Here is a 13,162-nt window from a genome sequence, read left to right on the forward strand (position 1 = left end):
CGCGCCGTTCACGGTCTTCACCCGGTGGATCGAGACCGAGTTCCACAACACCATCCCGCCGTTCGCGGGCGCGGCCGGCGACGGCGAGGAGGCCGAGGGCCGGGAGACCGTCGTGGTCGAGGTCGGCGGCAAGCGGATCGAGGTCTCGCTGCCGTCCTCGCTGGGCGTCGCGGCGGCCCCGGCGGCCGGTGCGGCGGGTGCCGCCAAGGCCAAGCGCCGGGTGGGCGCCAAGAAGGCCGGCTCGGCCGTCAGCGGTGACACCCTGGCCTCGCCGATGCAGGGCACCATCGTCAAGGTCGCCGTGGAGGAGGGCCAGGTCGTCGCCGAGGGCGAGCTGATCGTGGTCCTGGAGGCGATGAAGATGGAGCAGCCGCTGAACGCCCACAAGGCGGGCACCGTCGTCGGCCTCAAGGCCGAGGTGGGCGGCAGCGTCAGCAGCGGCGCCGCGCTCTGCGAGATCAAGGACTGACCCCGATCAGGGACTGACCCTGGTCAGGATCTGATCCGCCCTGTCGGGCACCGACCGGTCCGTACACCCTTCGGGGGGTGCGGACCGGTCGCGTTCGTACCGCCCGTACGGGCCTCGGCGGCCCGCTCAGCGGCCGCGCTGCAGGCCCAGCTCGGCCAGCCGGACCGGCATCCCGCCGGGGCCGCCCGGGCCGCCGTGCGCGCCGGGCCGGCGCTGGCCGGGCAGCGGGGCGCCACCGGGGGGCGGGCCGGCCCGGCGGGCCATCGGGCCGGGCTGGGTCTGGTGCACCGGGCCGCTGCCGGTGCCGTGCACCGGGGCGTCGCCGCTCGGGGCCGGGCCGAGCGGCGCGAGGTCGATGTGCACCCCGCAGTCGGCGAGCGCGTCCAGTTCACGGGCGGTGGCGTCGTCCGCGGTGGCCTGCTCGTCGGTGACCAGGCGGGTGATGGTCTCGGTGGCGACGGTCGGGAACATGCTGTCCGTGCCGAGCTTGGTGTGGTCGGCGAGGACGATGACCTCGGCGGCCGACTGCACCAGTGCCCGGTCCACGCTCGCGGACAGCATGTTCGCGGTCGACAGGCCGCGTTCGGCGGTCAGCCCGCTGCCGGAGATGAAGGCCTTGGTGACCCGCAACCCCTGCAGCGACTGCTCGGCGCCGCTGCCCACCAGGGCGTAGTTGGAGCCGCGCAGGGTGCCGCCGGTCATCACCACCTCGACCCGGTTGGCGTGCGCCAGCGCCTGGGCGACCAGCAGCGAGTTGGTGACCACGGTCAGGCCGGGAACCCGGGCCAGCCGGCGGGCCAGCTCCTGGGTGGTGGTCCCGGCGCCGACCACGACCGCGTCGCCCTCCTCCACCAGGGCGGCGGCGGCGTCCGCGATGGCGCTCTTCTCCGCCGCGGACAGGTGGGTCTTCTGCGGGTATCCGGGTTCGCGGCTGAAGCCGCCGGGGAGCACCGCGCCGCCGTGCCGGCGGTCGAGGAGCCCTTCTGCCTCCAGGGCCCGCACGTCACGACGCACGGTCACTTCGGAGGTCTGGACGACGCGGGCCAACTCCCGGAGCGAGACCGCTCCGTTGGCGCGCACCATTTCGAGGATCAACTGGCGACGTTCTGCTGCAAACACAGAACCGACGGTAACCTGCGTGACCGTCTGCTTTCAGGCGTTTCCAGCTAGTAGCGGGAATTGCTCACGCAAGAGCGGCGCGTGACCGTACAATACGCGCCGTCAGGGGCTCGGGACTGCGCCCGCCGTCCGGGTGACGGCCCATGCCGCGCGAAGGGTGGCCGCCGATCCGCAGCCGCCCCTCAACTGCGCGCCGGGCGCTCAGGATTCGCCGTCGGCCCGCTTGCGGATGTGCAGCTGCCGGGCGGCCTCGGCGGTCGAACCCGAGACGGACGGGTAGACGGTGAAGGCGCTGGCCACCTGTTCGACCGTCAGATTGGCGTCCACCGCGAGCGAGATCGGATGGATCAGTTCGCTGGCGCGCGGGGCGACGACCACGCCGCCGACCACGATGCCGGTGCCCGGGCGGCAGAACAGCTTCACGAAGCCGTCCCGGATGCCCTGCATCTTGGCCCGCGGGTTGCCGCGCAGCGGGAGCTTGACGACGACGGCGTCCATCTTGCCGCACTCCACGTCGGCCGCGGTGTAGCCGACGGTGGCGATCTCGGGGTCGGTGAAGACGTTGGAGGCCACGGTCTTGAGGTTCAGCGGCTGCACCGCGTCGCCGAGCGCGTGGTACATCGCGATCCGGCCCTGCATGGCCGCCACCGAGGCGAGCATGAAGACGCCGGTGCAGTCGCCCGCCGCGTAGACGCCGGGGGCGGTGGTGCGGGAGACCCGGTCGACCTGGATCTGGCCCCAGTCGTTGAGCTTGACCCCGGCCTCCTCCAGGCCCATTTCGGCGGTGTTGGGGATCGAGCCGACCGCCATCAGGCAGTGCGAGCCCTCGATCACCTTGCCGTCGGCCAGGGTCACCTCGACCCGGTCGCCGATCCGCTTCACGCTCTCGGCGCGCGAGCGGCCCATCACGTTCATGCCGCGGCGGCGGAAGACGTCCTCCAGCACCTCGGCCGCGTCCGGGTCCTCGCCCGGCAGCACCCGGTCGCGCGAGGAGACCAGGGTGACCTTGGAGCCGATCGCCTGGTACGCGCCGGCGAACTCGGCGCCGGTCACACCGGAGCCGACCACGATCAGCTCGCGGGGCAGCTCCTCCAGGTCGTACACCTGGGTCCAGGTCAGGATCCGCTCGCCGTCCGGCTGGGCGTCCGGCAGTTCGCGCGGGTGGGCGCCGGTGGCGATCAGCACGGCGTCGGCGCGCAGCGCCTGCACGGTGCCGTCCGGCGCGTCCACCAGGACCTCGCGGGAGCCGTCCGCGGCCTGCCCGCCGCTGCCGAGCCGGCCCCGGCCGCGCAGCACGGTCACCCCGGCCCGGGTGACGGACTGGGTGATGTCGTGGGACTGCGCGATCGCGAGCCGCTTCACCCGTCGGTTGACCTTGCCCAGGTCCACGCCGATGACCCGGGCGGTCTGCCCGTCCGGCGGGGTGTCGTCCGCGACCAGGATGCCCAGCTCCTCGTAGGAGCTGTCGAAGGTGGTCATCACCTCCGCGGTCGCGATCAGGGTCTTCGACGGAACGCAGTCCGTGAGCACCGCCGATCCGCCAAGACCGTCGCGGTCGACGACGGTCACCTCCGCGCCGAGCTGTGCGGCGACCAGGGCCGCCTCGTAGCCGCCGGGTCCGCCACCGATGATCACGATCCGAGTCACGCTCCCCATTGTCCCGTACGCCGGGAGCGCCGCCACGCCGGGGTCCGCGCTCGTGTGCGAACGTGTGCGAAACCGGGGACGGCCTCCGAACTCCCGTCACCCGCCGCCCGGGCTACGCTGGCCCCCATGCCCCTCTACGCCGCGTATGCCACCAACCTCGATGCCCGGCAGATGACCCGCCGGGCCCCGCACTCCCCACTGCGCGGCACGGGGTGGCTGGACGGCTGGCGACTCACCTTCGGCGGCGAGCAGCTCGGCTGGGAGGGCTCGCTGGCCACCGTCGTCGAGGACGAGAAGGACCAGGTCTTCGTCTCGCTGTACGACGTCTCGCCGATGGACGAGGACGGCCTGGACCGCTGGGAGGGCGTCCAGCTCGGCATCTACCGCAAGATCAAGCTGCGCGCGCAGACCCTGGACGGCTCCATCTCGGTCTGGACGTACGTGCTCAACGACTACGAGGGCGGCTTGCCCGCGGCCCGCTACCTCGGCCTGATCGCCGACGCCGCCGAGAGCGCCGGCGCCCCGCACGACTACGTCATGGACCTGCGCCGGCGGCCCTGCTGACCGGACCGCCCGGCGCCGGCCCGCCCGACCGCCGGACGGCCGTGGGCCCGCACGCGGCGCGCGCGTACCCCGGGCCGCGCGGCGGGTGGGCGGCTCCGGGTGTGTGGAAAACGACGAGCCGGGTCACCCGAAAAGCGCCACCGAGCTGTGCTTTCGGGTCAACCGGGTAACGATTCCGGCATGCCGCGCCCGATTTTCTACGCGCGTAGCCGATTCCCGTCTATCCTCGGACCCGTGAACGCTTCTCCTCAGTCGGTCGTCTCCGCCGACCCCTACGCCGCCGCCCAGGCCGCCGCCGAGCGCCTGCGCGAGCTGACCGGTGCCGAGCGGCACGACGTCGCCCTGGTGATGGGCTCCGGCTGGGTGCCGGCCGCCGACGCCCTGGGCGAGACCGTGGCCGAATTCCCGGTCACCGACCTGCCCGGCTTCCCCGCCCCCGCCGTCGCCGGCCACGCCGGCACGATCCGCTCGGTGAAGATCGGCGACAAGCGCGCCCTGATCTTCCTCGGCCGCAACCACTACTACGAGGGCCACGGCGTCGCGACCGTCGTCCACGGCGTGCGCACCGCCGCCGCGGCCGGCTGCGGCATCATCGTGCTGACCAACGGCTGTGGCGGCCTGCGCCAGGGCTGGACCCCGGGCCAGCCGGTCCTGATCAGCGACCACATCAACCTGACCGCGGACTCCCCGATCGTCGGCGCCAACTTCGTCGACCTCACCGACCTCTACTCCAAGCGCCTGCGCGCGCTCTGCCGCGAGGTGGACCCGTCCCTGGACGAGGCCGTCTACGTGCAGTTCCGCGGCCCGCACTACGAGACCCCGGCCGAGGTCAACATGGCCCGGGTGATCGGCGGCGAGCTGGTCGGCATGTCCACCACCCTGGAGGCCATCGCCGCCCGCGAGGCCGGCTCCGAGGTGCTCGGCATCTCGCTGGTCACCAACCTGGCCGCCGGCATCACCGGCGAGCCGCTCAACCACGCCGAGGTGCTGGAGGCCGGCAAGGCCTCCGCCGAGCGCATGGGCGAGCTGCTGGCGAAGGTCCTCGAGCGGATCTGACGCCCACCCGGCACGAACGACGGGGCCCGCGGGCGGCAGTGATCCGCTGATCACACCCACCCGCGGGCCCCGTCCGCGTGCCGCCCGTCGCCTCGCGACGGAGCTGGCAGCCTTGACCCCGCCGCGCCCGACTGCCGACCCTGATCACCGGCCGGGGGCGGTGTACCGCCCGGCTCGGCAGACCCCTGACGTCACCGAGGCACCAGGCACCAGGCACCACCCAGAGCATCAACCGTTCAGACGCCCTGACCCGTATCCGGGGCATCCACGCAAGGAGTTGGGATGACGCAGGCACCCACCACCGACCTCCTCACCCGGGCCAGGGCCTGGCTGGCCGAGGACCCCGACCCGCAGACCAGCGAGGAACTCCGCGCCCTGCTGGCCCGGGCCGAGGGCCCGGACGCCGAATCGGACAGCAAGACCGCCTGGGCGGAGCTCGCCGAGCGCTTCTCCGACCGGCTCCAGTTCGGCACCGCCGGCCTGCGCGGCGAACTCGGCGCCGGCCCGATGCGGATGAACCGCGCCGTGGTGATCCGGGCCGCCGCCGGCCTGGTCGCGTACGTCCGGAAGCAGGGCCTGGGCGACCTGGTCGTCATCGGCTACGACGCCCGGCACAAGTCGTACGACTTCGCCCGCGACACCGCCGCCGTGGTGGTCGGCGCCGGCCTGCGCGCCGCGCTGCTGCCCCGCCCGCTGCCCACCCCGGTGCTCGCCTTCGCCGTCCGCCACCTGGGCGCGGCGGCCGGCGTCACCGTCACCGCCAGCCACAACCCGCCGCAGGACAACGGCTACAAGGTCTACCTGGGCGACGGCTCGCAGATCGTCCCGCCGGCCGACGCCGGGATCGCCGCCGAGATCGACGCGATCGCCTCGCTGGAGCAGGTCCCGCGCGCCGACGGCGGCTGGGAGGTGCTCGGCGAGGACGTCATCGACGCCTACCTGACCCGGGCCGTCTCCATCGTCGACGCGCACACCCCGCGCGAGCTCGACGTCGTCTACACCCCGATGCACGGCGTCGGCCGCGACACCCTCGTCGCCGCGTTCCGCCGGGCCGGCTTCCCCGCGCCGACGGTGGTCGCCGAACAGGCCGAGCCCGACCCGGACTTCCCCACCGTGGCCTTCCCCAACCCGGAGGAGCCGGGGGCGATGGACCTCGCCTTCCGCACCGCCGCCTCGGTCGGCCCGGACATCGTGATCGCCAACGACCCGGACGCCGACCGCTGCGCGGTGGCCGTCCCCACCAACGGCAACGCGGTCGGCAGCGGCAACGGCACCTCCGGCTGGCGGATGCTGCGCGGCGACGAGGTCGGCGCCCTGCTCGGCTCGGCCCTGGTCGCGAAGAAGGCCGCGGGCACCTTCGCCACCACCATCGTCTCCGCGACCCTGCTCGGCCGGATCGCCGAGGCGGCGGGCCTGGGCTACGCGGAGACCCTGACCGGCTTCAAGTGGATCTCCCGCGCCGACGGCCTGCGCTACGGCTACGAGGAGGCGCTCGGCTACTGCGTCGACCCGGAGGGCGTCCGGGACAAGGACGGCATCACCGCCGCCCTGCTGGTCGCCGAGCTCGCCGCCACCCTCAAGCGGTCCGGCCGCACCCTGTCCGACCTGCTGGACGACCTGGCGCTGGAGCACGGCCTGCACGCCACCGACCAGCTCTCCGTCCGGGTCCAGGACCTCTCGCTGATCGGCGACGCCATGCGCCGCCTGCGCGAGCAGCCCCCGACCGTCCTGGCCGGCCTGACCGTCACCCGGGCCGACGACCTCGCGGCCGGCTCCGCCGACCTGCCGCCCACCGACGGCCTGCGCTACTACCTGGCCGGCGAGGGCGTCCGCTCGGCCCGCATCGTGGTCCGCCCCTCCGGCACCGAGCCCAAGCTCAAGTGCTACCTGGAGGTCGTCCTCCCGGTCGCCTCCGCCGCCGACCTGGCCGCCGCCCGCGACCGGGCCGCCGACCTCCTGGCCACCGTCAAGCAGGACCTCGCCGCAGCGGCGGGCATCACCGCCTGACGCCCCACGCGACACGGAAGGGCCCGCCGGTTCGGCGGGCCCTTCCGTGTCGTCGGGTGGGGTCAGACTGCGATGACGGTGACCAGCGCGATCAGGCCGGCCAGGGTGGGGGCGATCACCCACCAGCACCAGCGCACCACGACCGGGCCGGCCGCGTCGGGGCGGCGGGCGTTGCGCTCGGCCATCTCCTGCAGCACGTCCGTGACCTGGTCGGACCAGGCGCGGGCCGGGTCGGACGAGCCCTGGACGACGGGGTTGGTGCGGGCGGCGAGCCCCATCCCCAGCCCGGTCCGGGAGGCGTGCTCGGCGTTGCTGCGGCTCTGCGCGCGGGTGGCGCGCTTGCGCTGGCGCAGCGAGACGGGCACCGCCCACACCTGGTACTTCCGGCCGCCGGCGAGCAGTTCGACCGAGTAACCGGCGCGCAGCGCCTCCACCGAGGCCCACGGCGCGACGATGGTCCGCCACGGGTTGCGGACCACCAGCCGGCTGCGGCCGGCCCGTACCTCCGGACGCAGCGTGTAGGCGATCACCGGGAAGGCGAACACCGGCACCGCGGCGAGCGAGACGTACGGGGTCTTGCCGGTCCCGGTGACCGCGGCGTCGCCGATCAGCCAGGCGGCGACGGCCAGCAGCAGCACTCCGGAGATCACGCCGGGAACGGAGCGGTACACGCGGTCCGCGTACTCGGGTTCCCCGTCGGGGGCGGCGGGGCCCTGGTCGGGCCTGCCGTCGGAATCGGTCATGGCGTCGATTCTGCCCCATGGCTTTCACCCCGAGGTCTCGGTCCGGCCACGAAAGGCCGCCACCCTAGCGGACGACTACGCGCGTAGATATGCTGGTCTGGTGACTATGTCCACTGTTGCAGCCAATGCCCCCGGCGTTGCGGGCAGCGGTCTTCAGGACGTTGCGGCGTCCGAGGCCTCGCTCCGCCGCTTCCTGCACGGCCTGCCCGGCGTCGACCAGGTCGGCCTGGAGGCGCGTGCCGCCACTCTCGGTACCCGCTCGATCAAGACCACGGCGAAGGCCTATGCCATCGACCTGGCGATCTCGATGATCGACCTGACCACGCTGGAGGGCGCGGACACGGTCGGCAAGGTGCGCGCGCTGTGCGCCAAGGGCAGGACCCCCGACCCGACCGACCCGACCACCCCCCGCGTCGCCGCCATCTGTGTCTACCCGGACATGGTCGCCACCGCGAAGGCGGCCCTGCGGGGCACCGACATCCAGGTCGCCTCGGTGGCCACCGCCTTCCCGGCCGGCCGCGCCGCCCTCCCGGTCAAGCTCGCCGACACCGCCGACGCGGTGGCCGCGGGCGCCGACGAGATCGACATGGTGATCGACCGCGGCGCCTTCCTCTCCGGCCGCTACCTCGACGTCTACAACGAGATCGTGGCCGTCAAGGAGGCGTGCAAGCGCCCCGACGGCAGCGCCGCCCACCTCAAGGTGATCTTCGAGACCGGCGAGCTGCAGACCTACGACAACGTCCGCCGGGTCTCCTGGCTGGCGATGCTGGCCGGCGCCGACTTCATCAAGACCTCCACCGGCAAGGTCGCCGTCAACGCGACCCCGCCGGTCACCCTGCTGATGCTGGAAGCCGTCCGCGACTTCAAGGCGCAGACGGGCGTCCAGGTCGGTGTGAAGCCGGCCGGTGGCATCAAGACCACCAAGGACGCCATGAAGTACCTGGTCATGGTCAACGAGACCCTGGGCGACGACTGGCTGACGCCGCACTGGTTCCGCTTCGGCGCCTCCAGCCTGCTCAACGACCTGCTGATGCAGCGCCAGAAGCTGGCCACCGGCCGCTACTCCGGCCCCGACTACGTGACGGTGGACTGATCACCATGTCCAAGAAGAAGAAGCACACCGAGGAGCCCGCGGCCAAGCCCGCCGGCGGCCTCTTCACCTACGCCCCGGCCCCCGAGTCCCCCGCCGCCGCGGGCGACATCGCCTCCTCCTACGGCCACTTCATCGGCGGCGAGTTCGTCGACTCCTCCGGCAGCGAGGCCCTGAAGACGGTCAACCCGGCCACCGAGCAGGTGCTCGCCGAGTTCGCCCAGGGCACCGACGAGGACGTGGACCGCGCGGTCGCCGCCGCCCGCAAGGCCTTCGCCGACTGGTCGGCGCTGCCGGGCAGCGAGCGCGCCAAGTACCTGTTCCGGATCGCCCGGATCATCCAGGAGCGCGGCCGCGAGCTGGCTGTGCTGGAGTCGATCGACAACGGCAAGCCGATCCGCGAGACCCGGGACTTCGACATCCCGACCGTCGCCGCGTGGTTCTTCTACTACGCGGGCTGGGCGGACAAGCTGGACTACGCGGGCTTCGGCGCCAACCCGCGCCCGCTCGGTGTGGCCGGCCAGGTCATCCCGTGGAACTTCCCGCTGATGATGCTCGCCTGGAAGATCGCGCCCGCGCTGGCGACCGGCAACACGGTCGTGCTGAAGCCGGCCGAGACCACGCCGCTGACGGCGCTGCGCTTCGCCGAGATCTGCCGCCAGGCCGGTCTGCCGAAGGGCGTCGTCAACATCGTCACCGGCGACGGCCGCACCGGCGCCGCGCTGACCGCGCACCCCGACGTCAACAAGGTCGCCTTCACCGGCTCCACCCCGGTCGGCCGGGCGATCGCCAAGCAGCTGGCCGGCAGCCGCAAGCGGCTGTCGCTGGAGCTGGGCGGCAAGGCCGCCAACATCGTCTTCGACGACGCGCCGATCGACCAGGCCGTCGAGGGCATCGTCAACGGCATCTTCTTCAACCAGGGCCACGTCTGCTGCGCGGGCTCGCGCCTGCTGGTCCAGGAGTCGGTCCAGGACGAGCTGCTGGACGCCCTGAAGCGCCGGATGTCCACCCTGCGGGTCGGCGACCCGCTGGACAAGAACACCGACATCGGTGCCATCAACTCGGCCGCGCAGCTGGCCCGGATCACCGAGCTGACCGACGCCGGCGAGGCCGAGGGCGCGGACCGCTGGTCGCCGGAGTGCGAACTCCCGGGCACCGGCTTCTGGTTCAAGCCGACCCTGTTCACCGGCGTCAGCCAGGCCCACCGGATCGCCCAGGAGGAGATCTTCGGCCCGGTGCTGTCGGTGCTGACCTTCCGCACCCCCGCCGAGGCGATCGAGAAGGCCAACAACACCCCGTACGGCCTCTCCGCCGGCATCTGGACGGAGAAGGGCTCGCGCATCCTCTGGGCGGCCGACAAGCTCAAGGCCGGCGTGGTCTGGGCCAACACCTTCAACAAGTTCGACCCGACCTCGCCGTTCGGCGGCTACAAGGAGTCGGGCTACGGCCGCGAGGGTGGCCGCCACGGTCTGGAGGCCTACCTCGATGTCTGACACGACCTTCGCGCGTCTTGACGTCCTCAAGACCTACAAGCTGTACGTCGGCGGGAAGTTCCCGCGCTCCGAGAGCGGGCGGGTGTACGAGGTGACGGACTCGAACGGCGAGTGGCTCGCCAACGCCCCGCTGGGCACCCGCAAGGACGCCCGGGACGCCGTGCTGGCCGCCCGTGCGGCGGTCAAGGGCTGGGCCGGCACCACCGCGTACAACCGCGGCCAGGTGCTGTACCGGGTCGCCGAGATGCTGCAGGGCCGGCGCGAGCAGTTCGCGGCCGAGGTGGCCGCCTCCGAGGGCGTCGGCCCGAAGAAGGCCGCCGCGCTGGTGGACGCCGCGATCGACCGCTGGGTCTGGTACGCGGGCTGGACGGACAAGGTCGCCCAGATCGCGGGCGGCGCCAACCCGGTCGCCGGTCCGTACTTCAACCTGTCGTCCCCGGAGCCGACCGGCGTGGTCGGGATCGTCGCCCCGCAGGCCGGGTACGGGCACTCGCTGCTCGGCCTGGTCTCGGTGGTCGCCCCGGCGATCGCCACCGGCAACACGGTCGTGGTCGCGGCCGCCGCGGACGCCCCGCTGCCCGCGCTGTCGCTGGGCGAGGTGCTCGCCACCTCGGACGTCCCGGGCGGCGTGGTCAACATCCTCTCGGGCCGGACGGCGGACATCGCCCCCACCCTGGCCTCGCACCAGGACGTCAACGCGCTGGACCTCACCGGGGCGATCGCCGCCGACGGGCCCGGCGCGGCGCAGGCGCTGGAAGCGGCCGCCGCGGATACCCTGAAGAGGGTGGTCCGTCCGGTGCTGGACCCGTTCGCCCAGGACTGGACCAATGCGCCCGGTACGGACCGGCTACTCTCGTTCCTGGAGACGAAGACGGTCTGGCACCCGATGGGTATCTGACCCTTCGACGCTCCACCCGCTCCACCCGCTCCACCCGCCCGACCGGACGGTGGAGTGACAACCCCACAGACTGGCCGTCCCCAGTGCCCTCACCCCCCCAGGGCCCGGACGGTCATTGGACGGACCCGCGCCTCTCCCCCCCTGGCGCGGGTCCGTCGCGTTCCGTGGGCTTTCCGTGGGCTTTCCGTCGGCTTTCCGTCACCCCCGCCGACTCGCAGTCGCAGTCACGGTCGAAGTCTCAGCAGAAGGTCCGCACCGACCGGTTTCGGCAACGGGCCGGGATGCGTCAGACTGGTGTCCCGTGAGTGACTCCCCCCTGAACCCCGTACCGACCTCGCACGCCCGGGTGATCCTGCTCTCCGGGCCCTCCGGGTCGGGGAAGTCCTCGCTCGCCGAGCGCAGCGGCCTGCCGGTGCTCCAGCTCGACGACTTCTACAAGGACGGGGACGACCCCACCCTGCCGACGCTGCCGGACGGCGCCGTCGACTGGGACTCCCCGCTCGCCTGGCACCGCGACCAGGCCCTCGCCGCCATCCGCGCCCTGCACGAGCACGGCCGCACGGAGGTCCCGGTGTACTCGATCCCGGACAACGGCCGGGTCGGCACCCGCGCCCTGGAACTGGGCGGCGCCGAGGCGTTCATCGCGGAGGGCATCTTCGCGGCCGAGATCACCGGCGCGTGCGCCGAGGAGGGCCTGCTCGGCGACGCCCTGTGCCTGCGCAACGGCGCGCTCACCACGGCCTGGCGCCGACTGCGCCGGGACGTCCGGGAGGGCCGCAAGTCGCTGCCGGTGCTGCTGCGCCGGGGCGTGCGGCTGATGCGGGCCGAGCGGTCCATCGTCGGGCGGCAGGTCGATCTCGGCTCGCACGCGTGCGCCGGTCCGGAGGCCGAGCGGCGGATCCGCGCCGCGGCGCGGACGACGGAGCTCCCCGCCGCGGTCTGAAGCCTCGGGACAGTACGCCCTGAAGGCCGGTCCCAACGAGAAAACGACGAGCCCGGTGCGTCTCCCCCCGCACCGGGCCGTCGCCTTCCCGAACGATCCTCGGCTCCCCCACGGGCACGCTCCCCCGAGCCGCTGCCCCCGGACCGTGACCGTCCGCTTCCCGTCCCCCGACGGGAGTCCTCGTCCTGCGCGCCGCGTTACGCGACCAGCTCGCCGAACGCCCGGGCGGTGTCGCCCGACTTGTTCAGGTGCTCGTCGTCGCGCAGCCGGCGCAGGGCACGCCAGATGCTGCTCTTGACCGTGCCGACGCTGATCCCCAGCACGTCGGCGATCTCCGGGTCCGTCTTGCCCTCGTAGTACCGCAGCACCAGCATCGTCCGCTGGTTCTCCGGCAGCTTCGCCAGCGCCTGCCAGAGCACGGTGCGCAGCTCGGTGCCGCCCATCGCGTCGGTGTCGCCGGCCGTCTCCGGCAGCTCCTCGGTCGGGTACTCGTTGACCTTGCGGCGCCGCCAGGCGGAGATGTGCAGGTTGGTCATGGTGCGGCGGAGGTAGCCCCCGACCGCGGCCTTGTCGGTGATCCGGCCCCAGGCCCGGTAGGTGCTGAAGAGCGCGCTCTGCAGCAGGTCCTCGGCCTCGTAGCGGTCACCGGTGAGGTGGTAGGCCGTGGCGTACAGGGAGGCGCGGCGCTCGCGCACGTACGCGGTGAACTCCGTGATGTGGTCCTCCGCGGCGGCCGAGTGCTCCCCCTGCGCGCCTCCCTGTCCGGCCTCGGTGGTGCGGGCCGCGGCGGGGTTCAGCCGCAGCAGCGTCGCACCGGCGGCCTCACGATCGGCCGGCTCCCCCGAGCCGACCGTCCGCAGACCGTTCCCCCCGGTCCCCCGGTTCCCCTCCGGGGCGTCCTTGCCCTCGACGCGGACGGGGAGGATCCCCCGCAGCGTCAGGGTGTCGGCGGAGTCGACCGCACTCCCCAGCCGGCCGATTCCGTACAGCTCCCCCGTCCTGCCGCCGCCCACCCGGCGGGTGGCAGGGTTTCCACCGGTGCTGTGCGCGCACCCCCGCACGGTCACGGCACCGGAAGTCTCGTCGGTCCTGATCTCGTACCGGGTCCGGTGGGCCGTGGCTGACGAACGCGC

At 73.1% G+C, this 13,162-nt stretch carries 12 protein-coding genes; 8 read left to right on the forward strand and 4 right to left on the reverse strand.

What is annotated here, in order from left to right; translation table 11 throughout:
• The coding region (locus AC0B61_RS05905) for an acyl-CoA carboxylase biotin carboxyl carrier protein subunit (protein ID WP_471739392.1) at positions 1-469 on the forward strand (469 nt) is incomplete at its 5' end.
• A gap of 126 nt (positions 470-595) precedes the next feature.
• On the opposite strand, the gene AC0B61_RS05910 is transcribed toward AC0B61_RS05905, so the two are convergent.
• Both AC0B61_RS05910 and AC0B61_RS05915 read right to left on the reverse strand, forming a co-directional pair.
• Positions 596-1,552 carry a DeoR/GlpR family DNA-binding transcription regulator gene (locus tag AC0B61_RS05910; RefSeq protein ID WP_471739780.1) on the reverse strand — a complete coding sequence of 319 codons (957 nt, stop codon included), beginning with the start codon at positions 1,550-1,552 and terminating at the stop codon, positions 596-598.
• Between the two features lie 237 nt (positions 1,553-1,789).
• Entirely contained in the window at positions 1,790-3,244 is a 1,455-nt protein-coding gene (locus AC0B61_RS05915) for an NAD(P)H-quinone dehydrogenase (RefSeq protein ID WP_471739393.1), read from the reverse strand.
• Positions 3,245-3,361: 117 nt separating this feature from the next.
• On the opposite strand from AC0B61_RS05915, the gene AC0B61_RS05920 reads away from it, so the two are divergent.
• The 3 genes from AC0B61_RS05920 (at position 3,362) to AC0B61_RS05930 (ending at position 6,862) form a co-directional block, all read left to right on the forward strand.
• Positions 3,362-3,799, forward strand: a complete 438-nt coding sequence (locus AC0B61_RS05920; RefSeq protein ID WP_030241624.1) for a gamma-glutamylcyclotransferase family protein — start codon at positions 3,362-3,364, stop codon at positions 3,797-3,799.
• 234 nt (positions 3,800-4,033) lie between these two features.
• A complete protein-coding gene (locus AC0B61_RS05925) occupies positions 4,034-4,855 on the forward strand; it encodes a purine-nucleoside phosphorylase (protein ID WP_471739394.1) in 822 nt (273 codons plus the stop codon).
• Positions 4,856-5,137: 282 nt separating this feature from the next.
• Positions 5,138-6,862: a phospho-sugar mutase gene (locus AC0B61_RS05930; protein WP_471739395.1), complete on the forward strand. Its 1,725-nt coding sequence runs from the start codon at positions 5,138-5,140 to the stop codon at positions 6,860-6,862.
• Between the two features lie 62 nt (positions 6,863-6,924).
• On the opposite strand, the gene AC0B61_RS05935 is transcribed toward AC0B61_RS05930, so the two are convergent.
• Complete coding sequence (locus tag AC0B61_RS05935; protein ID WP_471739396.1) at positions 6,925-7,605, reverse strand: PH domain-containing protein; 681 nt, start codon at positions 7,603-7,605, stop codon at positions 6,925-6,927.
• 106 nt (positions 7,606-7,711) lie between these two features.
• Between AC0B61_RS05935 and deoC the strand changes: the two genes are divergently transcribed.
• From deoC to AC0B61_RS05955, 4 genes are all read left to right on the forward strand, one after another.
• Positions 7,712-8,698, forward strand: coding sequence for a deoxyribose-phosphate aldolase (gene deoC, locus AC0B61_RS05940; RefSeq protein WP_471739397.1), 987 nt, complete (start codon positions 7,712-7,714; stop codon positions 8,696-8,698).
• Between the two features lie 5 nt (positions 8,699-8,703).
• Entirely contained in the window at positions 8,704-10,188 is a 1,485-nt protein-coding gene (locus AC0B61_RS05945) for an aldehyde dehydrogenase family protein (protein ID WP_471739398.1), read from the forward strand.
• Positions 10,181-11,086 (forward strand): aldehyde dehydrogenase family protein, encoded by a 906-nt coding sequence (locus AC0B61_RS05950; protein WP_471739399.1) that lies wholly within the window; start codon positions 10,181-10,183, stop codon positions 11,084-11,086. Before AC0B61_RS05945 ends, AC0B61_RS05950 begins: the two co-directional genes overlap by 8 nt.
• Positions 11,087-11,387: 301 nt before the next feature.
• Positions 11,388-12,029: an ATP-binding protein gene (locus tag AC0B61_RS05955; protein ID WP_471739400.1), complete on the forward strand. Its 642-nt coding sequence runs from the start codon at positions 11,388-11,390 to the stop codon at positions 12,027-12,029.
• Between the two features lie 197 nt (positions 12,030-12,226).
• On the opposite strand, the gene AC0B61_RS05960 is transcribed toward AC0B61_RS05955, so the two are convergent.
• On the reverse strand, positions 12,227-13,096 hold the full coding sequence (locus AC0B61_RS05960; protein ID WP_471739781.1) for a SigE family RNA polymerase sigma factor: 870 nt from the start codon (positions 13,094-13,096) through the stop codon (positions 12,227-12,229).
• Positions 13,097-13,162 lie beyond the last annotated feature (66 nt).

This window comes from Kitasatospora sp. NPDC023385 (assembly GCF_055664045.1).

Excerpts from the sequence above, each read along its gene's own strand:
- AC0B61_RS05935 (WP_471739396.1), bottom strand. The coding sequence starts at position 7,605 with ATGACCGATTCCGACGGCAGGCCCGACCAGGGCCCCGCCGCCCCCGAC.
- AC0B61_RS05945 (WP_471739398.1), top strand. The coding sequence starts at position 8,704 with ATGTCCAAGAAGAAGAAGCACACCGAGGAGCCCGCGGCCAAGCCCGCC.
- AC0B61_RS05920 (WP_030241624.1), top strand. The coding sequence starts at position 3,362 with ATGCCCCTCTACGCCGCGTATGCCACCAACCTCGATGCCCGGCAGATG.
- AC0B61_RS05910 (WP_471739780.1), bottom strand. The coding sequence starts at position 1,552 with ATGGTGCGCGCCAACGGAGCGGTCTCGCTCCGGGAGTTGGCCCGCGTC.
- AC0B61_RS05950 (WP_471739399.1), top strand. The coding sequence starts at position 10,181 with ATGTCTGACACGACCTTCGCGCGTCTTGACGTCCTCAAGACCTACAAG.
- AC0B61_RS05930 (WP_471739395.1), top strand. The coding sequence starts at position 5,138 with ATGACGCAGGCACCCACCACCGACCTCCTCACCCGGGCCAGGGCCTGG.
- deoC (WP_471739397.1), top strand. The coding sequence starts at position 7,712 with ATGTCCACTGTTGCAGCCAATGCCCCCGGCGTTGCGGGCAGCGGTCTT.
- AC0B61_RS05915 (WP_471739393.1), bottom strand. The coding sequence starts at position 3,244 with ATGGGGAGCGTGACTCGGATCGTGATCATCGGTGGCGGACCCGGCGGC.